We start from the raw sequence: 18,703 nt of genomic DNA, 5'->3' as shown, positions 1-18,703 counted from the left end.
TACTTTTTGAGGGCATGCAATTGTAATTCAAGATGCAAAATTGGTCAACCTACTCAAGCCAAGCAAATACCGTTTCTCACGACATTTGCCTGCTTTTATTTACCTTCAAAATTCGCTTATTTTTTTGAATTTTTACCGGCTTTTTTGCTCACGTCTTGAGCTTCAGATTCAGTTTCCGAATTTTCTTGATCCTCTGCACCCTGCTGTGAAGTCTCTGTAGCAGCTTCTGCCTCGTCAGCAGCTTCTGGATGCAGTTCAGCTTCGATTTCCGGGTCAAATGAAGTTTTGGTTAAAGCCGGTTGTTGCGACTGCTTGTCTGCCGCGGGTTCAACCAACTCATCGTTGAGCGCCTCCAGCCCTTCACTCACTTTTTCATCTTTCTTCACTTCTGCTTCTTCAGAGCTTAGATCATTCTGCTCTTTTTTGACCAGCTTGACTTGGGTAATCGTGTTATTGCCTTCAATCGCAATATCTTTATCCATGATCAGATTATCTTTCGCAGGCTCAACTTCGTGAGAGGCACCATTTAAGAGTTTCGGAGTTGCCTGTTGCAACAAACTAACTGCTTTTTCATAAGCAGCATAAGGAGACAATTGCGAATCCTGATGCTGAATCAGGTATTGGCGTGCATGCGAGAATGCTTCCTGAGCTTTCTGATTTACATCCTCGACAAAACGATGACTATATACAGCACCAATACCAGCACTCGCCAGAGGCGTCAGTTTGGTTAATCGCTCCAGAATCGAAATTTTTGGCAGATGATTTATCCATTCCCATTTAGCCTCTCCCTCATGACGACTTAGCCATTGTTTGATAGCGCTGACATCATTATCAGAACCTAGCATGGCTTGTAGCTGGGAGATATCATGAGTTTTAAGGGTATTACTTAACGCTTTTAAACCCAATAACAAGGTTTGCTTTTCTGCAATCAGGCTCAGGTCGATCTGTCTAAAGATATGCTGGACGATTTCCTGATCATCTTCTTTGCTCAGGTCAAAACCATAAGAGCGACCGACTTGATAAATGGTACGCAACGCCATCAGTAAAGAAGCGGGAATATCAATCGCGGTGCCAAGCATCCCTGAAGCACCACTCACTGCACCCTGCACCGTTGCAATCCATTTGTTTTGTTCACCCAAAGCCTGTGAAATTCGCTTGGATCGATCGACGTCCTGAGTCAATTCCTCTAAATCTTTCGCTCCTGCCTCATTCAGAATGGCATCAACTGAACTGGTTTGATTACTGAATTGATTGAGACGGTCATAAAAGTAGTTAGACACTTTTTCGGTCAGATCGGGAGAAACAAAATGCGCGACATTATTCACGGTATTAAAGCGGCGCCCGAGAAGTTGACGAGAGACATTTGGAAGATGCTCGCGAAGCATTTGCTGAGGATTGTCATATTTTTTAGCTGAAAAAGCGCTTTTCGTCTTCGCCGAACCGTCAATCACCTGATCGGAGCTGGAAGGCTTCAGCGCTTTAGTCACCGAATCCGGCGCAACATGATTCAATAAATCCAATCCAGTTGAACTGAACTTTTTCGCCACTCCAAAGGCATTCGAAATCAGACCATTAGATTGTTTATTATTAGCATTTACCATTTTTTACCTCAGCATTCATGTGCTTGTATTTGGTATAAATACTAGGTGTAGTCAGCGTTTATCTCAACTTTATTCTGTTTCATTTAGTAAAACCCCTACACGCCGACTCACAAACTCAACCGACTGTCACACGGCATAACATTTGCCATAAGATTTCAAAAGTCTTTCTGCTATCATGTTCCCCATCATGAAATAAGGCTAAGCGCTGGATTGGGCGATTTTAAAACCCAGATATCTGCGCTGAGCATAGAGCAAACTATAAGGATCTGTAGATGAAACGTGTTGTCATCACTGGCATGGGTATTAACTCGTGTATTGGTAATACATTAGAGGATGTAAACCATTCTTTACAAAACGGGATTTCAGGAACACGTTTTAATCCGACTTATGCTGAACTCAATTTCAAAAGTCATGTCAGTGCTGCAGCCGAGCAGGATTTCGATGGGATCGACCGCAAACTGAAACGCTTTATGGGTGTATGTGCGATGTATGCGTACAACTCAGCTCTTGCTGCAGTTGAACATGCAGGTTTAAAGGTTGAAGATCTAGCTGGCAACCCACGCTATGGTATCGCGGGTGGTTCAGGTGGCGGTTCAACTGCTTCTGTTATTGAAATGAACGAATTATTGCAAACCAAAGGTGCGCGTAAAATCGGTCCTTTCTTTGTACCACGTAATATGACTAACACCATTACGGCTAACGTTGGCGTTGCATTCAAATTACAAGGCGTGGCGCATACCATTACCAGTGCATGTGCAACCTCTGCCGATGCCATCGGTTATGCCTACAACCTGATTCAACTCGGTAAACAAGATTTAATGCTGGCAGGTGGCGGTGAAGAAGATCACTGGTCACAAAGCTTGTTGTTTGATGCGATGGGCGCACTTTGCTCTAAATACAATGACAGCCCTGAAACAGCATCACGCCCTTATTCTGCAGACCGTGACGGTTTCGTGATTGCCGGTGGTGGTGGTTTCGTGATTCTTGAGTCTTTGGAACATGCGCAAGCGCGTGGTGCCAACATTCTTGCCGAAGTCGTAGGCTATGCAGCCAACTCGGATGGTGCCGACATGGTTGCACCATCTGGTGAAGGTGCAACGCGTTGCGTACTAATGGCTTTAGAAGAAGCAAAACAACACGGTGTCGATAAAATTGACTATGTAAATACGCATGGTACTTCTACTCCAGCAGGTGACATCACAGAACTTAAAGCAATGGAACGTGCTTTTGGTGAAGGTCAGGTTCCTCCACTCAGCTCAACCAAGTCAATGACAGGTCACAGTCTTGGTGCTGCTGGTGTTCAAGAAGCGATTTATTCAGTTCTGATGATGCAGAATGACTTTATTGCTCCAAACATCAACGTGACCGAGCTGGATGAAGGCGCGAAACCGTTTGATATCGTGCTTGAAAAACGTGACGCAAAATTGAATACTGTCATGAGTAACAGTTTCGGTTTCGGCGGCGTAAATGCTTGTCTCATTTTCAAAAAATGGGAAGGCTAAGCTGCCCAGTTTAGGGTGACTTGATGGATGCTCCTTCTGATGCTTTCTTGTGGGTAAAAGCATTACATATTATTGCAGTAGTTTGCTGGTTCGCGGCTTTGTTCTACTTGCCACGGCTGTATGTTTACCATGCCATGAGCGAAGATGCCGTCAGTCATCAACGCTTTGAAGTCATGGAACGTAAGCTGTACCGTGGCATCATGTGGCCAGCCATGTTGGCTACCTTGATTACGGCGCACTTTTTGGTGGATTGGGGTGATGCAACGCGTCACTATCATGAAGCCTTATGGTTTTACCTTAAAGTCGGCCTGGTCGGCTTATTGGTGATTTACCATCTGGTGTGTGGTTATTACCGCAAGAAGCTGATTGGTAATGCACACTACAAGTCACACAAGTTTTGGCGTTATTTTAATGAGATGCCAACCCTGATCTTATTTGCAGTGGTGATTTTAGTCGTGGTTAAACCTACTTTCTAATTCACCTGCGCAATAAAAAAATCCCCGATCAGTCGGGGATTTTTTATGTCTGAATATTTAAGGATTACCACGCTGACGCATACGCGGCTTATACAGCAAACGATAGGTCACTGCCAGAATAATCAACCATAAAGGACTGATCATCAGAGCTTTTAGAGTATCAGGTTCCAAGCTTAGAATAATCAAGGCGAACAACAAGAATGCTAATACCACATAAGACATCCATACCCCACCCGGCATTTTAAAGGTCGAAGCCACATGTTTTTGCGGTTGCTGCTTACGGTAACGGATGTAGCACACCATGATGATGCTCCAGATACTAATAAACAGGATCACACACAGCGAACTTGCCAGAGTAAAAGCTTCCATGGTGTTTGGTACAAAATACTGAAATGCTGCCCCCAACATAATAAAAGCACAGGAGAAAAATAACCCTGTGGCTGGTACTGCCCGACTAGATAACCGCGCTAAAGCTTGAGGCGCCTGTCCATCACGTGCCAAACCAAACAACATACGACTGGTCGAGAATACCCCACTGTTCATAGAGGACATCACTGACGACAATACCACCAGGTTCATGATAATGGCTGAAGTTGGAATACCGGCATACAGGAACAAACTCACAAATGGACTTTGATCCGCAGGAATCAAATGCCATGGTGTAACTGACATGATCATCAGCAATGACAATACATAGAACAGAATGATCCGCGTAGGAATGGCGTTGACCGCTTTGGGTAAATTCTTTTCCGGATCTTTGGTTTCTGCCGCCATCGTACCGAGCAGTTCCACCCCGACAAAGGCAAACATGGCAATCTGGAAGCCTGCCAGAAAACCAGTAAAGCCTTTGGGAAATAAGCCACCATGCGCCCAGACATTACTAAAACTGGCGACGGCGCCACTCGGTGCCTGAAAACCGCTAAACACCATATAACCACCGACAAAGATCAAACCAAGAATGGCTAAAATCTTGATTAGTGCGAACCAGAATTCAATCTCACCAAACAGTTTGACCGTGACTAGGTTAATCGCGAGAATAAACAGCACACAGCCAATACTAATCATCGCCTGCCCCATCGGGGTAAAGGCCATGCCTTCGGGCAGCCAGAAACTCAAATAGTTAATAATCGCCGCGAGATCGGCAATCCCTACCAGCACCCAACCCAGCCAGTACGACCAGCCAATATAATAGCCAGCACCCGGCCCGATCAGGTCATGGGCCATATCAATAAAAGATTTGTAATGCAGATTGGACAACAGCATTTCACCCAACGCACGCATCAGAAAGAAGAACATGCCACCAATGATCATATAAATGATCAAAATTGAAGGGCCTGCCAGGGAGATGGTTTTTCCCGATCCCATAAACAGGCCAGTACCGATACAGCCACCAATGGCGATTAACTGCAAATGTCGGTTAGAGAGTTTTCGTTGCAACTCATGCGGCGACGATTTTACGTCTTCTGTGCCCGGGGTGGTTTTCATGTTTACATCCTTTTTAATCTTTACAACAGCATCAAGCTGAATTTACAACGTTCAGTCCTCGAACGCTTATTATGACATTTTCATACTTTTTACTGCGCTGTTCAGTGAGATTTACTGCACTAAAACGACTTAAATCATTGCATGGGAGATTTCAATATCAAAAATTCAATTAAGCTTGAGCTGCAATGACTGCAATTTCAATCAGCCAGTCCGGATTGACCAAATCTGCCTGAATCGTAGCACGTGCCGGCGTACCATGTCCTTGTAACCATTCCACCCAAAGCTGATTCACGGTTTGAAAATCATCCAGATGCTTGACAAATAATTGTGCAGAAAGCAGCTGGCTTTTATCGGTATTTGCCAGTGCAAGCAATTCTTCAATTTTTGCAAAGACTTCCAGTGTTTGGCCGCGTACATCCAGATCCGTGCTATTTGGCACCTGACCTGATAGATACACAGTTTGATGATGAATCGTCACCGCACTCATGATTTGATTGCTGTTGAGTCGCTGAATGGCTGTATTGTCCTGTGTCATGCTAATCTTCCTTATTTGGGATATTTAAATAAAATTTAAATTAAAAATTTAAGCGTCAATCTGGAAATGAACCCGGGCGGTCACCGCACACATCAGCTCATAGCCGATGGTGCCTGAACTGGCCGCCACCTCATCAATCGGCAAAGCCACACCTTGGGAAGATCGTCCCCAAAGTACCACTTCACTCCCCACATTCGCCTGCGGCAGCGCAGTCAGATCTACCGCCAGCATATCCATACTGATTCGACCCAATGTCTGTGTTTTGATTGAATCGACCAGCACGGGCGTACCGGTCGCCGATAACCGTTGATAACCATCCGCATAACCACAGGCCACAATCCCGATCCGCATATTCTGCGTGGCGATAAATTTGGAACCATAGCCAATGCTCTCACCTGTCTGGATCATCTGAATGGCGATAATTTCACTGCGCAAGCTCATGCTCGGTTGCAGATTCCAGTCTTGAATCGTGTGGGTTGGATAATCTGGTGAACTGCCATACAGCATGATGCCGCTACGTACAATATCGGAATGAAGGGTTTGATGATGACGCAGAATGGCCGCACTGTTACTGAGTGAGATTTTACCCTCAAACCCCTGAATGGCCTGGCTAAAAATCAGGTTTTGATACTGAATCCCATCCTGTCCAAAACGCTGGCCATCTGCATCGGAGAAATGGGTCATATGCGTGATTGAACGCACATTATTCAGCTGATGCAGTTCCTGCCAGATCTCTGCATATTGCTGCGGCTCGAAACCCAGACGGTTCATGCCGCTGTTCATTTTCAAGAACACATCAAAATGTGCATCCGGTGCTATTTCAGCAAACTGTTTTAGCCATTGCACTTGATGCCGGGAATGAATGGCAAAGCTCATTTCATGCTTCACACATGCAAATAAATCCTCAAAAGCGAAAATACCTTCGAGCAACATTAGCGGCTTCTTGCATCCCAGCGCACGTAGCCGCGCGCCCTCTTCAATATCCAGAAAGGCAAAACCGTCTGCACCTTCAAGTCCAGCATAGACACGTTCAATCCCGTGCCCATAGGCATTGGCCTTGACCACGGCAAATACCTGACTATTGGGCATACATTGGCGCGCCACACTTAAATTATGCGCAAGCGCCTGTTGATGGATAATTGCAGTAATGGGACGTGGCATACATTCCTCCTTGAATATTCCGCCTCAGATAGTCTTAAGCCGCCTGGTGATAGCGCGCCAATGACAGACCTTCGGTACTAATTTCAGGATCACGTGCCAAAACCAGATCGCTGATTAATTTTCCTGAACCGCAGGCCATGGTCCAACCCAGCGTGCCATGTCCAGTATTCAGGAACAGGTTTTTAAAACGGGTTTTCCCAATAATTGGCGTACTGTCCGGGGTCATTGGACGCAGTCCTGTCCAGAAACTGGCCTGATTCATGTCTCCTCCAGGGAATAAATCACGGGTCACCATTTCCAGCGTGCCGCGACGATCTTCATTCAGACCCAAATTAAAACCGCTCAGTTCAGCCATTCCCCCTACGCGGATGCGCTGGTCGAAACGGGTAATCGCAATTTTATAGGTTTCATCCAGTACTGTAGATTGTGGTGCATAGGCCGGATCTAAAATCGGAATGGTCAGTGAATAACCTTTCACCGGATAGACCGGTAAATTCAGTTCAAGCGGTTTGAGGAAATCACGTGAATAACTACCAAAGGCCAGCACATATTTATCTGCCGTGAGTACCTGACCATTCACCAGAACACCTTTGATCTGGTCACCTTCTACAATCAGCTTTTCAACGTTTTGATTGAACTTAAACTCTACACCCATCCCTTTGGCATGTTCTGCCAGGGCATTGGTAAACAGATAGCAGTCACCTGTTTCATCATTGGGTAAATGCAGACCGCCTACCAGTTTGTCTTTTGCCTGTGCCAATGCCGGTTCTACACGCGCCAATCCATCGCGGTCCAGTAGTTCAAATTCAACTCCGGTTTCTTTCAGAACTTCAATATCGCGCTGCACCGCATCCAGCTGCGCATCTTTACGGAAAATCTGCAAAGTGCCTTTTGAACGGTTTTCATAAGAGATGCCAATATCACGGCGCAAATTACGCAAACAGTCACGGCTATATTCAGCCACACGCACCATCCGTTCTTTATTGACTGCATAATGCTGCGCATTACAGTTTTTCAGCATTTGTGCCATCCACTGCAATTGCCACAAGCTGCCATCGACATTAATCGCCAACGGTGCATGATGCTGAAACATCCATTTGACTGCCTTAAACGGAATACCTGGTGCAGCCCAAGGGGTCGAGTATCCTGGGGAAATCTGCCCGGCATTACCGAAGCTGGTTTCTTGCGCCGGACCTGCCTGACGATCCAGCACAGTCACAGTTGCTCCCTGCTGCGCCAGATAGTAAGCGCTTGCCACACCAATCACACCACTACCCAAAACTAATACGCGCATTACCTTAACCCTCAAACATCTTTTCAGTTTATTTCACTAGTATATTTTTGCTTTAATAGTTAAATTCACTATATTCAGACTGTATATTCAGTGGAATAAATATTTTTTCGGGCAGAATTAAAAAAAAGAGGGAAATATTGATGCGCAAATTAGACCGCATTGACCGCATGATTCTGGATATCCTGCAACGCGATGGCCGGATTGCCATTAGCGAACTTGCAGCACGCGTCAATCTATCGACCACGCCCTGTTCAGAACGGGTAAAACGGCTAGAGCGCGAAGGCATTATCATGGGCTATTACGCCCGTTTAAATCCGGAAATGCTGGAGCGCAACCTGCTGGTTTTTCTGGAAATCAAACTCTCTGCCAAATCAGGTGATGTCTTTGATCAGGTGGCACGTAACCTAACCGAAATCCCGGAAGTCCTGGAATGCCATTTAATTTCCGGTGATTTTGATTATCTGGTCAAAGCACGTTTAAAAGAAATGAGTGCTTATCGCCGTCTACTGGGAGATTTACTGAAAAAACTACCCGCCTCTGCCTCCTCGCACAGCTATGTGGTGATGGAAGAAGTCAAAGAAAGTTTATATCTGGACTTGGGTATTTAGTAATGATGGCTTTTTAAAGCTACTGGCAAAAACAACAAAGCCCCAAACGGGGCTTTGAGATCGAACATTGATTGGACTTATTAAAAATCAAGCAGGAATGCGGAGCACCTGTCCCGGAAAAATATCATCTGCATCTTTGAGCAACGGACGGTTGGCTTCAAAAATTTTATTATACTGATTGGCATCACCATAAAACTCTTTTGAGATTTTTGACAAACTGTCACCTGATTTCACCGTGTAGAACTTACTTTCCGGCTCAGGACTACTCACTGTAAGCTGATCATCCACTTTGGCCACATGATCAATATTACCCACGGCCAGAACAATCTTTTCACGATCGGCCTGACTTTGTACCTGACCTCTGACCGTCGCCAGATCTGAGGCTGAATTATAACTGATGGATAAACCAGTGATCGGAAGGCCCAGACTTTTCACATGGCCGAGTAATTTATTTGCCACTTCCTGAGCAGAAGGCTCCGCAGGTTGTGCTGCAGCCGGCGTTGTCGTTGTAGGTGCAGCCTGTGGTTCCGCAGCAGCTGTATTCTTCTTACCGATACCTTTTACAAAATCAAAAAGACCCATAGCGGACTCCATTCTTGTTGTTAATGTCACATCACTCTTATTTTTATAATGAAAACTCTAGAGAGATAGTTAGTCATTGGTGACAGAAAGGTAATGAATTGTAAAACCTCCATTCATGTGAAAAGCAGACACAAAAAAACCACCTCTAGGGTGGTCTTTATGTTCAGCAAAGCTGAAATCGGCGATTAACCTAGTTTCTTAGAAACGTAGTCAATTGCAGATTGAACAGTTGTGATTTCGTTAGAATCTTCATCAGGAATCGTGATGTCGAAATCATTTTCGAAAGACATAACAAGTTCAACTAGATCTAGAGAATCTGCACCTAAGTCATCCATGAAAGATGCTTCGTTTTTAATCTCTTCGATTTTGATACCAAGTTGTTCTGCAACTGCTTGCTTAACACGTTGTTCGATATCGCTCACAGGAATTCTCCTCATTGCTTGTGGCGTTTTTAATGCCGTTAGTTTAATTGAATCTAAAAAATTTGGAAAGTTTATACTTGAGCTTAGCTCATGTATAAGCCCCCATTTACATGCATAACTGTACCAGTAATGTAACTGGCTTTATCTGAAGCCAAGAAACTTACGGCATTTGCGATATCCTGTGGATCACCTAAACGGTTTAATGCCACTTGCTCAGTCATTTTTTTACGAATTTCTTCGCTTAACTGTTCAGTCATCTCAGTCGCAATAAAACCTGGTGCGACCGAGTTTACGGTAATTTGACGGCTACCCATTTCTTTGGCCAAGCTGCGGCTAAATGCTTCAATACCTGCTTTGGCAGCAGAATAGTTGGCCTGACCTGGGTTGGCAAAGTGTGCCACCACAGAACTGATATTGATGATGCGGCCGAAACGCGCCTTGGTCATGCCTTTGAGTACACGCTTAGACAGACGGTAAACTGCTTTCAGGTGAATATTTAAAATATCATCCCAGTCATCTTCAGACATACGCAGCAGCAAATTGTCTTTGGTAATACCTGCATTATTGACCAACGCAAGGACTGGACCATAGTTCTGTTCGATGTCCGTTACCAGCGCATCAATCGCAGCACCATCACGTACATCTAGTACTTTTCCAGCGCCATTTTCAGCAAATTCTGCCGATAATTTTTCCGCACCTGCTTCAGACGTTGCAGTACCTACGACAAAATAACCGTCTTGAATCAATTGCTGTGCGATCGCAGCACCAATACCACGACTTGCACCTGTTACCAGAGCAACTTTACGTTCCTGTGTCATGCACTTTTCCCTTCTGCCGCCAATACGGTGTTTAATGCATCTTCCAGACGAGATTGACTGTCCAGTGGAAGTGCTTTTTGAATATTCGGCAAGCGTTTCGCCAAGTTGGTCAATACATTACCCGGACCACATTCTACGATGTACTCAACACCTTCATCTTGAAGGAATTGTAAGGTTTTAGTCCATTGTACCGACTCATAAAGTTGCGCGGTCAACGCCTGACGCAATTCATCTACACTGGTTGCCGCTTGCGCGCCTACATTTTGTAATACAGGAATGCGTGGTAGCTCAATGGCGGTTTGTTCCAATGCCGGAGCAAACTGTTCAGCAGCAGGTTTCATTAATGAACAATGCGATGGAACCGATACTGGCAATGCAATGGCTTTTCCGCCGTTTTCTTTGGCCAATGCCATCACTGCTTCAACGCGATCTTTATTGCCTGCAACGACAACCTGCCCTTGCGCATTGTAGTTCGCCGCTTCGACAGAACCTTCGCCTGCTGCAGTTGCTTGTGCACACAGCTCAATCACTTTGGCATCGTCCAGACCCAAAATGGCAGCCATCGCACCCACACCCTGAGGTACAGCAGTCTGCATGAGTTTGCCACGCAAGTTCACTAGCTTCGCAGCATCACCCAGGCTTAAAGCACCTGATGCAACCAGTGCGCTGTATTCACCCAGTGAATGGCCTGCCAGATATTTCGGTGCTACACCGCCAGATTCTAACCACACGCGCCATAAGGCAATACTTGCAGTCAGCAATACCGGCTGGGTAAATTCAGTTTGATCCAGACCTTCGCCAGTTTGCGCAATCTGCCACAGATCAAAACCGACGGCTTCAGATGCTTCTGCAAATGTCTCGCGAATACTTGCAAACTGTTCTGCAAGCTCAGCCAGCATACCAGCTTTTTGTGAACCCTGACCCGGAAACACAAATGCAGTTTTTGTTGCTGGCACTGCTTGTTCGAGTGGTGTAGCAGACATAATAAAATCCTTTCATTCAAGAGGTGTGCTTCTTCAATCCTAACAAGAAGACTGACCAATAAGACCACCTAAATCATTGTGGAGCGCAATTTAGCATGTAATTTTGCTGGCGGTAATTGCCAAATACAACAAAAAACCGATACACCTAAAAATCAAAGACAAAAAAAAGGGAGCTAAATGCTCCCATTTTTTCTACTAAGCTTGACGCTTAATACATCACCAATTATTCAGCAGATGCTTTAGCGAATAATTGACGACCACGGTAGATACCATCTTTAGATACGTGGTGACGACGGTGAGTCTCGCCAGTAGCTTGGTCTACAGTTAATGCATTCTCGGTTAAAGCGTCATGTGAACGGCGCATGTCACGGCGAGAGCGACTTTTACGGTTTTGCTGAACGGCCATGATGGCTCCTTACAAAGATCGAAAAAATGGATCAGAACAAATTCGATTGTCTTATACACAAGAGTATAACACAAAAATTAGTTAAGTTTACCCTTCAAAGCAGCCAAAACTTCAAACGGGTTGTCCCGTTTTTCTTCAGCCACTTCTTCTACGGCAGGTTGATGCTTATGTTCACAAAACTCATGTTTAGGCGACAACGGCATCAACAATAACAGTTCATCTTCTATCAGCGCGAGCAAATCAGCGGTCGCCGGTGCATCATAATCACCTTTGGTCGTTGCTTCACTTTCACCTAGGACGATGAAATCAGCATCCTCATCCAAGCGCTCTATCAGTGACTCATCATCCACAAGTGCTAAATGGAACGATGAAACCAGTTCAATTTCTACAGTTTCCAGACAACGCTGGCATTCCATAGGAACTTTTGTTTCAACGTGACCATCTAGCCATGCAATACGATGATAGGCATCCATTGATAGCTTACAGTCTATGTTAATCAATTGATCATCAATTGATCCAACAGCTTCACGAGCGATACGAACAAAGCGGGATAAAGGCAGTTGACCTGACCATTTAAAGCCCTGTTCAGCCCATTTAAACGGCTCAATCTGTGCCGGAAAGGTATTTGCTGACATAATTAAGGCGGCAATTCTACAAATTCATCAGTACTCTGTCAAAGATTAAGATACAATTTTGTACTTATTTCGACAGACCATTTGGGTAACTCAAGTCATGCATCTGTTGCAGCCGCAAACAGAAGTGAATGTTTCATCACTCGTTAGCACAATTCCAAGCCTTGATTCTGACAGTTCAACACAACAAGTGCAACTCTCGCCATGGGCGAATTTATCGTCAGAAGCGCAGCAGGTGGACTGGCTCATCTTACACTTTAATCACTGGTTTTCCCATTTAAATGTCACTTTAGTGCGCGGCGAATTTGAACCAGAATATTTCCCTGCCAGCGTAGACTGTCCTGCCCGGATCCAGTTTGCGCATGGTTTCTTTAATAGTGCTCTGCATGAAATCAGCCACTGGACCATTGCCGGAGACAAACGCCGCCTGCTACCTGATCTGGGTTACTGGTATGCACCGGATGGCCGTACCCGCGAACAGCAGGCTTTGTTTGAACAGGTCGAAATCAAGCCACAGGCAATTGAATGGATGTTTGCCCAGGCTTTTGGCCGTAAATTCCGGGTTTCTTTGGACAATCTGACTGGCGACGGCGGTGATGGCGCCAGCTTTAAAGATAATGTCTACGCTCAAGTACAGGCTTATTTTAATGGTACAGCCAAACTTCCACGTGATGCAGCGCGCTTTATCCAATGTATCTGTATCTACATCAGAGGTGGCAAAAGTTTACAATCTGATGAATTTATACGTGAAATGCTTGATTAAATTAGGGTGTGTTGACACTTTTAGCTTAAAAAAATAGCGAAGTAGTAAAATCAAATCGCCAAACCCAATTTTACTATTCGCTATGCCTCGTACCATGCTGACAGATCAACACTGGCAAAAGTTGAAAGTTATTCTGCGTAATTTATCCATTCACCACAACTCAAATTTACGCAATTTTATTGAAGCTATTCTCTATAGAATTAGAACAGGCTGTCCGTGGCGAGATATTCCTTGCTGTTTTGGTCATTCAAACTCTATTTTCAAACGTTTTAATCGTTGGTCAAGCAGCGGTAAGTTACTTAGATTATTCAAATTACTAGCCTCATGCCCCGATATGGAGTGGATTTTTATTGATGGCTCTCATGTACGTGCTCATCAACATTCTGCCGGCATAGCGAATCAATCTATTTCTAAAAGTGTAGGAGGAAACTCCTCAAAAATACATTTGATTGTTGATGCACATGGCAATCCTATTGATTTCATGATTACCGATGGAACCACACATGATGTTAAAGTTGCACCTGATTTAATATCAACATTAGATTTAAAAGAGACAAAAGTGGTATGTGCAGATAAAGGCTATGATTCAGAACCACTGCGTGAACAGATCAGGAAAACAGGGACTAAAGCGAATATACCAAAGAAAACAAATAGCCAATCGAACAATGACCATATGGACTGGTATTTATATAAAATCAAGCATTTAGTTGAAAATATGTTTTGTAGATTAAAGCAATTTAGAGGAATAGCTACTCGATATGACAAGCTCAAAAGAAATTATCAAAGTTCTGTTGCTTTAGCCTGTATATTTTTATGGCTACCTTTATAGGGTTAATTATGAACAGTAAATGTCAACAGACCCTACACAAATCTACCTTTTTTATGATTGCCAGGTCTTGCCTGAGCGCCACATAATAAGCCATCAGCCCAAGCTTGGAGTAGTCTCTATGCTGCATTTACGCGTACACCCAGACAATCCGCAACCCCGCTTAATCAGTCAGGCAGTGGAACGTATCCGTGCGGGTGATGTGGTGGTCTATCCCACTGATGCTGCCTATGCGATTGGTTGCCAGATTGGGAACAAGAGTGCCATGGAGCGGATTGCGCAAATTCGTGGTCTGGGCCCAAAGCATCAATATGCGATTCTGTGCTGTGATTTGTCCGATATTGCCACTTATGCCAAGGTGGACAATGCCATGTACCGTTTGCTGAAAAATAATACACCGGCCATCACCACCTTTATTTTACCTGCGACCAGCGAAGTTCCACGTCGTTTGATGCATCCTAAAAAGAAAACCATTGGTCTACGCATTCCGAATAATCCGGTGTGTCAGATGTTACTGAAAGAACTCGGTGAACCGTTGTTGACCTCTACCCTGATTTTACCGGGTCAGACTGACCCACTCGATGATCCTTATGATATTGAAATGCAACTGGGCAAACGCATTGATGTTTTTGTAGATAGTGGTTTAGGCACGTTGAGCACGACCTCTATTGTAGATTTATCTGGTGATCATCCAGAAGTGATTCGTCGTGGTATGGGAGATGTCAGCGCCTTTGAATAAATGAGGTCTGAGAATTTCCTACAAACATTGAAGGAGTCAAAATGAATGGATTTATTTTATCTCCTGCTAAATCAGCATGAATTTTCTGCACAGGATTTAATCTATGCAGAACTGCCTTGGACACTGCAATCCAAGGCAGTCATGGTCGAAGCACATTTTCCTTCCCATCCCACTGTAAATATTGATCATACTGAGTACCAATTTTTCCTGACGTTGGCTGTAGCGAGACAGTTGTTGCAGATCTATTCAAACCAAAATGTATGCCTGGCAGAGACTTGCCAACGTATCATTGAATTTGCGACCAAGGAATACAATCATTCCTCACCATGAAAATCTAAAAAAGCATAGGGTGAGAGGTTGCAGTTCTATTCTTTTCAATTCGACAGGTATGCAATGGTTGCCAAAACCAGTTTAGGAATCTGAACTACGTTCATAATGACGAACTGCAATGAAATTTGGGCATTGCGATAGCTTCTGTTCATGGTGCATGAGTTCCTCGCCCAGCTTATTTTTCAGATACACATGAAAAATGATCTGATCATCTTCCAGTACATTCAGCATCGCCGTACGTGCTTTGGGTTCCATGACTTTAAAGGAATTGATCGACTCACAAGACATGGCTTGCATATCCAGTTTAATCCGCTCATCCAGCTGGTCGCCCTCATAGGCCATATGCCGCATGTAAAAACGAATATTGGGATATTGGTCCAGCACACTAAAATCCATTTTCATGGCCTGCATGACAGGTCGGGCCTGTTCTGCAAAAGCTGAAAATCCGCCTGATTTCAGTCCTGTGCGTGCTTCATCTTCAAGCTGCATAATCTGATATTTGGGATAAGCCCAAAATCCCCCGAATGCGATCATCCCAATAACAACCAGAATAAGTGGCATGCTTTCTTCACCTTTTTATTGATTTTTGTGATTCTTGACTATTCTTCGAGAGTATAGCGAGATTTTTGACCAAAAATCATAGGGAAATATTTTATTAATACTTATTAATTTTATGTTTTTTAATGGGAAATCCGTTTAAAAATCATTCAATATCTGCCAGCTAGCTTATTTCTTCTTTTGATGAGAATCACTGTATTGATCGGGTTTTTAAGTGAGTCAACTGGCATCATCTACCAGATATGCTTAATTATGAGAATCAATTTAACGTAAAAATCACTACATCATTTCCTGCCCGGTTCTGCCATTCTTCTCGTTACTATTTTTAAATCGCAGAGAAATTCCATTATTTTTTTAAGTTTTTATGGCTTTGACGGCTTATTTAATTTATTTAAAGTTACTTTTCCAGTACAATGACAATGCTTAATCCTGTGCTTTTCTTTCGATCAGATACCGAAAATCAAGCCTTTGCATGCCTTTGAAAATTCGCGTGGCCTATAATTGTAATGACTCAAATTATCCATAACACTATGGAATCTGCTCCGCACATTCGGGTTCTGGATGAATGGCAGGATACAATTCCAGAGGATCTGTACATTCCTCCAGCGGCATTTGAAATCTTATTAGAACATTTTGAAGGCCCACTCGACTTTTTAATTTACCTGATTCAAAAAAACGGTTTTGATCTGTTACAGGTCGATATCGCGCCGATTGCAGCGCAGTATTTGTCTTATATGGACGCGATGAAATCCCTGAATATCGAGCTGACGGCCGACTATATGGTGATGGCGGCCTTACTGGCAGATCTGAAATCACGTTTGCTTTTGCCGAAACCGAAAAGCCTGACTGCGATTGAACAGGATCCAAAACAAGAACTGATTGACCGTTTAGAAAATTATTTAAGAATTAAACAGGCAGCAGAACGTCTGGGCCAGATGCCGATTCTGGAACGTGACACTTTCACCACCAACGTCAGTTTGGGCGAAATCCAGCAGCCGAATGAAGGCTATTCAAGCGATTTATTGCGTGATGCCTTGCTTTGTATATTTAACCGTCCTGAACCGGTGATTCATCAGGTGCAACAGGAACCGGTACTGCTGGAAGAACGTATTGCCTATATTGAAAGTTGTATTGAAACTGGCGCAATACTCAGCTTTAAGGACTTGTTAAAACCGAGCCAAGGCCGTATGGGTATGGTGGTAACCTTTATGGCGGTGCTGGAACTGACCCGACAACAAAAAATTCAGATTATTGCTACAGGTATTGAAGCCCCGCTCGCGATTCAAGGAGCCAGTCAATGACACTCGATCAAAATACGCTGTTATCTGCAGAAGATAATCTGCATGAAGTATTGATGCAGCTTGAAGCCATTATTTTTGCCAGCGACTCCGCGGTTTCATTGGCTCATCTGAAAGAAACTTTTCAGGATCGCTATAGCAAGCAGGAATTACGCCAGTATTTACAACAACTTTCCATGCTGATGCATGGCCGTTCAATTGAACTGATTGAAACAGCACAAGGTTATCGTTTTCAAGTGCGTGCAAAATATCGTAATATTATTGCACAGACCTGGCCTGAGCGACCGGCTCGCTTGTCGCCTTCATTACTGGAGACACTTGCTGTGATTGCTTATCACCAGCCAGTGACTCGAGCGGATATTGAACAGATTCGTGGTGTCACGAATAACAGTCAAAACTTGCGTACGCTGTTTGACTGGAACTGGATTAAAGAGTCTGGATTTCGTGAACTCCCTGGAAGACCTGCGTTGTTAATGACAACGCCACAATTTTTAAATGCGTTTGGCCTGAATAGTTTGGGCCAATTGCCTCCCCTGCAGGATGCCAAGGAAGCTTTTATGGCCCTCGATGCGAATGCACCGAAGTCATAAATAGGTGAACTGTTGATAATTATTTCTAAGGTTATGCTGTCATGAGTGAAAAGTTGCAAAAGGTGCTTGCACGCGTTGGTTTGGGTTCTCGCCGTTATATGGAAGAAGTCATTGCCGCGGGTCGTGTAAGTGTCAACGGGCAAATTGCCCAAGTGGGTGAACGAATCGAACCAGGTGATGAGCTTCGCATCGATGGTCGTAAAGTTGCCTTCCAGATTGAAGACGAAATCCGTCGTCGTGTCATTATTTACTACAAGCCTGAAGGCGAGATCTGCTCACGTAGCGATCCTGAAAACCGTCCGACTGTATTTGAACAGCTGCCTGCTATTCCGGGCGATCGCTGGGTAATGGTGGGTCGTCTGGATATTAACTCGACCGGTCTGCTTTTATTCACAAATGATGGTGAACTTGCGAATCGCTTGATGCACCCATCGAATGAAATCGAACGTGAATATGCAGTTCGTGTCATGGGTGAAGTTACACCACAAATTCGTAACAACATGCTCAAAGGCGTGGTGCTAGACGATGGTCCGGCAAAATTCGAATCTTTCTCTGAACTCGGTGGTGACGGGATCAACCGTTGGTTCCAGGTGGTAGTAAAAGAAGGTCGTAACCGTGAAGTACGTCGTATCTTTGAATCACAAGGCCTGAAAGTCAGCCGTCTACTGCGTACCCGTTATGGTACTGTGATTTTGCCACGCGAACTGCGTACCGGTCGCTGGATTGAACTGGATAAAAACGATATCGACAACCTGACCAAAGCTGTGGAATTGAAACCACGTCAAGGTACTGGTTTGTTTGGTATGGCGAAACGCCGTAATGAACGTATGCAGGACAAGCCGATGGCTGCACGCCGTGGCGGTTTCTTGCGTCAGCAACGTCGTGACAGTGATGAGCAACCACAAAATAATACTGGCCGTGAGCGTCGTGATGACAATGCTTATGGTCGTCGTGACAGAGCTGAAAACCAGAATGGCACTCAGTTTGTGCGTCGTGAAAACCGTCCGGATCAAGGCTTTGGTCGTCGTGAAGAGCGTGATGAAAATGCGCCGCGTCGTCCATATGGTATCAACAAAGGCTTTAAAAAGTTTTAA

The 18,703-nt window shown here is 44.4% G+C and carries 22 protein-coding genes; 10 read left to right on the top strand and 12 right to left on the bottom strand.

Annotated elements, in window-relative coordinates:
• Window positions 1-116: 116 nt before the first annotated feature.
• Window positions 117-1,601, bottom strand: coding sequence for an EcsC family protein (locus tag F995_RS06840; RefSeq protein ID WP_004646110.1), 1,485 nt, complete (start codon window positions 1,599-1,601; stop codon window positions 117-119).
• Between the two features lie 272 nt (window positions 1,602-1,873).
• On the opposite strand from F995_RS06840, the gene F995_RS06835 reads away from it, so the two are divergent.
• Together F995_RS06835 and F995_RS06830 are read left to right on the top strand one after the other, a co-directional pair.
• Window positions 1,874-3,103: a beta-ketoacyl synthase N-terminal-like domain-containing protein gene (locus tag F995_RS06835; RefSeq protein ID WP_004646108.1), complete on the top strand. Its 1,230-nt coding sequence runs from the start codon at window positions 1,874-1,876 to the stop codon at window positions 3,101-3,103.
• 23 nt (window positions 3,104-3,126) lie between these two features.
• A complete protein-coding gene (locus F995_RS06830) occupies window positions 3,127-3,579 on the top strand; it encodes a CopD family protein (protein WP_004646107.1) in 453 nt (150 codons plus the stop codon).
• A 57-nt stretch (window positions 3,580-3,636) separates the two neighbouring features.
• Here F995_RS06830 and F995_RS06825 read toward each other — a convergent pair whose 3' ends face one another.
• The 4 genes from F995_RS06825 to F995_RS06810 form a co-directional block, all read right to left on the bottom strand.
• Window positions 3,637-5,064, bottom strand: a complete 1,428-nt coding sequence (locus F995_RS06825; protein ID WP_004646106.1) for an amino acid permease — start codon at window positions 5,062-5,064, stop codon at window positions 3,637-3,639.
• A gap of 169 nt (window positions 5,065-5,233) precedes the next feature.
• Entirely contained in the window at window positions 5,234-5,599 is a 366-nt protein-coding gene (locus F995_RS06820) for a RidA family protein (RefSeq protein ID WP_004646105.1), read from the bottom strand.
• Between the two features lie 48 nt (window positions 5,600-5,647).
• Window positions 5,648-6,760, bottom strand: coding sequence for an alanine racemase (gene alr / locus F995_RS06815; protein ID WP_004646104.1), 1,113 nt, complete (start codon window positions 6,758-6,760; stop codon window positions 5,648-5,650).
• Window positions 6,761-6,794: 34 nt separating this feature from the next.
• Window positions 6,795-8,054 carry a D-amino acid dehydrogenase gene (locus F995_RS06810; RefSeq protein ID WP_004646103.1) on the bottom strand — a complete coding sequence of 420 codons (1,260 nt, stop codon included), beginning with the start codon at window positions 8,052-8,054 and terminating at the stop codon, window positions 6,795-6,797.
• Window positions 8,055-8,194: 140 nt separating this feature from the next.
• Here F995_RS06810 and F995_RS06805 point away from each other — a divergent pair, with 140 nt between their 5' ends.
• Window positions 8,195-8,662 carry an Lrp/AsnC ligand binding domain-containing protein gene (locus F995_RS06805; RefSeq protein WP_004646102.1) on the top strand — a complete coding sequence of 156 codons (468 nt, stop codon included), beginning with the start codon at window positions 8,195-8,197 and terminating at the stop codon, window positions 8,660-8,662.
• A gap of 87 nt (window positions 8,663-8,749) precedes the next feature.
• Here F995_RS06805 and lysM read toward each other — a convergent pair whose 3' ends face one another.
• From lysM to F995_RS06775, 6 genes are all read right to left on the bottom strand, one after another.
• Window positions 8,750-9,244 (bottom strand): peptidoglycan-binding protein LysM, encoded by a 495-nt coding sequence (lysM, locus tag F995_RS06800; protein WP_004279231.1) that lies wholly within the window; start codon window positions 9,242-9,244, stop codon window positions 8,750-8,752.
• A gap of 185 nt (window positions 9,245-9,429) precedes the next feature.
• Window positions 9,430-9,666 carry an acyl carrier protein gene (gene acpP / locus F995_RS06795; RefSeq protein WP_004646101.1) on the bottom strand — a complete coding sequence of 79 codons (237 nt, stop codon included), beginning with the start codon at window positions 9,664-9,666 and terminating at the stop codon, window positions 9,430-9,432.
• Window positions 9,667-9,749: 83 nt separating this feature from the next.
• Entirely contained in the window at window positions 9,750-10,484 is a 735-nt protein-coding gene (gene fabG / locus F995_RS06790) for a 3-oxoacyl-ACP reductase FabG (protein WP_004646100.1), read from the bottom strand.
• On the bottom strand, window positions 10,481-11,467 hold the full coding sequence (fabD, locus tag F995_RS06785; RefSeq protein WP_004646098.1) for an ACP S-malonyltransferase: 987 nt from the start codon (window positions 11,465-11,467) through the stop codon (window positions 10,481-10,483). Before fabD ends, fabG begins: the two co-directional genes overlap by 4 nt.
• Window positions 11,468-11,690: 223 nt before the next feature.
• Entirely contained in the window at window positions 11,691-11,873 is a 183-nt protein-coding gene (gene rpmF, locus F995_RS06780) for a 50S ribosomal protein L32 (protein WP_004279227.1), read from the bottom strand.
• Window positions 11,874-11,950: 77 nt separating this feature from the next.
• Window positions 11,951-12,508, bottom strand: coding sequence for a YceD family protein (locus F995_RS06775; protein ID WP_004279226.1), 558 nt, complete (start codon window positions 12,506-12,508; stop codon window positions 11,951-11,953).
• Between the two features lie 97 nt (window positions 12,509-12,605).
• Between F995_RS06775 and F995_RS06770 the strand changes: the two genes are divergently transcribed.
• The 4 genes from F995_RS06770 to F995_RS06755 all read left to right on the top strand — a co-directional run bounded on the left by F995_RS06770 (window position 12,606) and on the right by F995_RS06755 (window position 15,163).
• Window positions 12,606-13,268: an elongation factor P hydroxylase gene (locus F995_RS06770; protein WP_004646097.1), complete on the top strand. Its 663-nt coding sequence runs from the start codon at window positions 12,606-12,608 to the stop codon at window positions 13,266-13,268.
• Between the two features lie 82 nt (window positions 13,269-13,350).
• Window positions 13,351-14,097: an IS5-like element ISAba31 family transposase gene (locus F995_RS06765; protein ID WP_004646096.1), complete on the top strand. Its 747-nt coding sequence runs from the start codon at window positions 13,351-13,353 to the stop codon at window positions 14,095-14,097.
• Between the two features lie 118 nt (window positions 14,098-14,215).
• Entirely contained in the window at window positions 14,216-14,833 is a 618-nt protein-coding gene (locus F995_RS06760) for an L-threonylcarbamoyladenylate synthase (RefSeq protein ID WP_004646095.1), read from the top strand.
• 45 nt (window positions 14,834-14,878) lie between these two features.
• Window positions 14,879-15,163: a hypothetical protein gene (locus F995_RS06755; RefSeq protein WP_004279223.1), complete on the top strand. Its 285-nt coding sequence runs from the start codon at window positions 14,879-14,881 to the stop codon at window positions 15,161-15,163.
• 81 nt (window positions 15,164-15,244) lie between these two features.
• On the opposite strand, the gene F995_RS06750 is transcribed toward F995_RS06755, so the two are convergent.
• Complete coding sequence (locus F995_RS06750; protein WP_004279222.1) at window positions 15,245-15,724, bottom strand: hypothetical protein; 480 nt, start codon at window positions 15,722-15,724, stop codon at window positions 15,245-15,247.
• A gap of 503 nt (window positions 15,725-16,227) precedes the next feature.
• Between F995_RS06750 and F995_RS06745 the strand changes: the two genes are divergently transcribed.
• Genes F995_RS06745 through rluB form a run of 3 tightly spaced genes read left to right on the top strand, consistent with a single transcriptional unit; the run spans window position 16,228 to window position 18,703 of the window.
• On the top strand, window positions 16,228-17,022 hold the full coding sequence (locus F995_RS06745) for a segregation and condensation protein A (protein WP_004279221.1): 795 nt from the start codon (window positions 16,228-16,230) through the stop codon (window positions 17,020-17,022).
• Window positions 17,019-17,609, top strand: a complete 591-nt coding sequence (scpB, locus tag F995_RS06740) for an SMC-Scp complex subunit ScpB (RefSeq protein ID WP_004646094.1) — start codon at window positions 17,019-17,021, stop codon at window positions 17,607-17,609. The genes F995_RS06745 and scpB overlap by 4 nt, the downstream gene beginning before the upstream one ends.
• 41 nt (window positions 17,610-17,650) lie before the next feature.
• The gene (gene rluB / locus F995_RS06735) at window positions 17,651-18,703 is read left to right on the top strand and encodes a 23S rRNA pseudouridine(2605) synthase RluB (protein WP_004646093.1); all 1,053 of its coding nucleotides are present in this window, start codon (window positions 17,651-17,653) and stop codon (window positions 18,701-18,703) included.

This window comes from Acinetobacter sp. CIP A162, from assembly GCF_000367905.1.
Taxonomy (GTDB): Bacteria; Pseudomonadota; Gammaproteobacteria; order Pseudomonadales; family Moraxellaceae; genus Acinetobacter; species Acinetobacter lwoffii.
This window is presented reverse-complemented; position numbering and strand designations above follow the sequence as displayed.

What these genes read in the sequence shown, in the direction of transcription:
- F995_RS06840 (WP_004646110.1), bottom strand. Translation starts at nt 1,601, where the DNA reads ATGGTAAATGCTAATAATAAACAATCTAATGGTCTGATTTCGAATGCC.
- F995_RS06835 (WP_004646108.1), top strand. Translation starts at nt 1,874, where the DNA reads ATGAAACGTGTTGTCATCACTGGCATGGGTATTAACTCGTGTATTGGT.
- F995_RS06830 (WP_004646107.1), top strand. Translation starts at nt 3,127, where the DNA reads ATGGATGCTCCTTCTGATGCTTTCTTGTGGGTAAAAGCATTACATATT.
- F995_RS06825 (WP_004646106.1), bottom strand. Translation starts at nt 5,064, where the DNA reads ATGAAAACCACCCCGGGCACAGAAGACGTAAAATCGTCGCCGCATGAG.
- F995_RS06820 (WP_004646105.1), bottom strand. Translation starts at nt 5,599, where the DNA reads ATGACACAGGACAATACAGCCATTCAGCGACTCAACAGCAATCAAATC.
- alr (WP_004646104.1), bottom strand. Translation starts at nt 6,760, where the DNA reads ATGCCACGTCCCATTACTGCAATTATCCATCAACAGGCGCTTGCGCAT.
- F995_RS06810 (WP_004646103.1), bottom strand. Translation starts at nt 8,054, where the DNA reads ATGCGCGTATTAGTTTTGGGTAGTGGTGTGATTGGTGTGGCAAGCGCT.
- F995_RS06805 (WP_004646102.1), top strand. Translation starts at nt 8,195, where the DNA reads ATGCGCAAATTAGACCGCATTGACCGCATGATTCTGGATATCCTGCAA.
- lysM (WP_004279231.1), bottom strand. Translation starts at nt 9,244, where the DNA reads ATGGGTCTTTTTGATTTTGTAAAAGGTATCGGTAAGAAGAATACAGCT.
- fabG (WP_004646100.1), bottom strand. Translation starts at nt 10,484, where the DNA reads ATGACACAGGAACGTAAAGTTGCTCTGGTAACAGGTGCAAGTCGTGGT.
- fabD (WP_004646098.1), bottom strand. Translation starts at nt 11,467, where the DNA reads ATGTCTGCTACACCACTCGAACAAGCAGTGCCAGCAACAAAAACTGCA.
- rpmF (WP_004279227.1), bottom strand. Translation starts at nt 11,873, where the DNA reads ATGGCCGTTCAGCAAAACCGTAAAAGTCGCTCTCGCCGTGACATGCGC.
- F995_RS06775 (WP_004279226.1), bottom strand. Translation starts at nt 12,508, where the DNA reads ATGTCAGCAAATACCTTTCCGGCACAGATTGAGCCGTTTAAATGGGCT.
- F995_RS06770 (WP_004646097.1), top strand. Translation starts at nt 12,606, where the DNA reads ATGCATCTGTTGCAGCCGCAAACAGAAGTGAATGTTTCATCACTCGTT.
- F995_RS06765 (WP_004646096.1), top strand. Translation starts at nt 13,351, where the DNA reads ATGCCTCGTACCATGCTGACAGATCAACACTGGCAAAAGTTGAAAGTT.
- F995_RS06760 (WP_004646095.1), top strand. Translation starts at nt 14,216, where the DNA reads ATGCTGCATTTACGCGTACACCCAGACAATCCGCAACCCCGCTTAATC.
- F995_RS06755 (WP_004279223.1), top strand. Translation starts at nt 14,879, where the DNA reads ATGGATTTATTTTATCTCCTGCTAAATCAGCATGAATTTTCTGCACAG.
- F995_RS06750 (WP_004279222.1), bottom strand. Translation starts at nt 15,724, where the DNA reads ATGCCACTTATTCTGGTTGTTATTGGGATGATCGCATTCGGGGGATTT.
- F995_RS06745 (WP_004279221.1), top strand. Translation starts at nt 16,228, where the DNA reads ATGACTCAAATTATCCATAACACTATGGAATCTGCTCCGCACATTCGG.
- scpB (WP_004646094.1), top strand. Translation starts at nt 17,019, where the DNA reads ATGACACTCGATCAAAATACGCTGTTATCTGCAGAAGATAATCTGCAT.
- rluB (WP_004646093.1), top strand. Translation starts at nt 17,651, where the DNA reads ATGAGTGAAAAGTTGCAAAAGGTGCTTGCACGCGTTGGTTTGGGTTCT.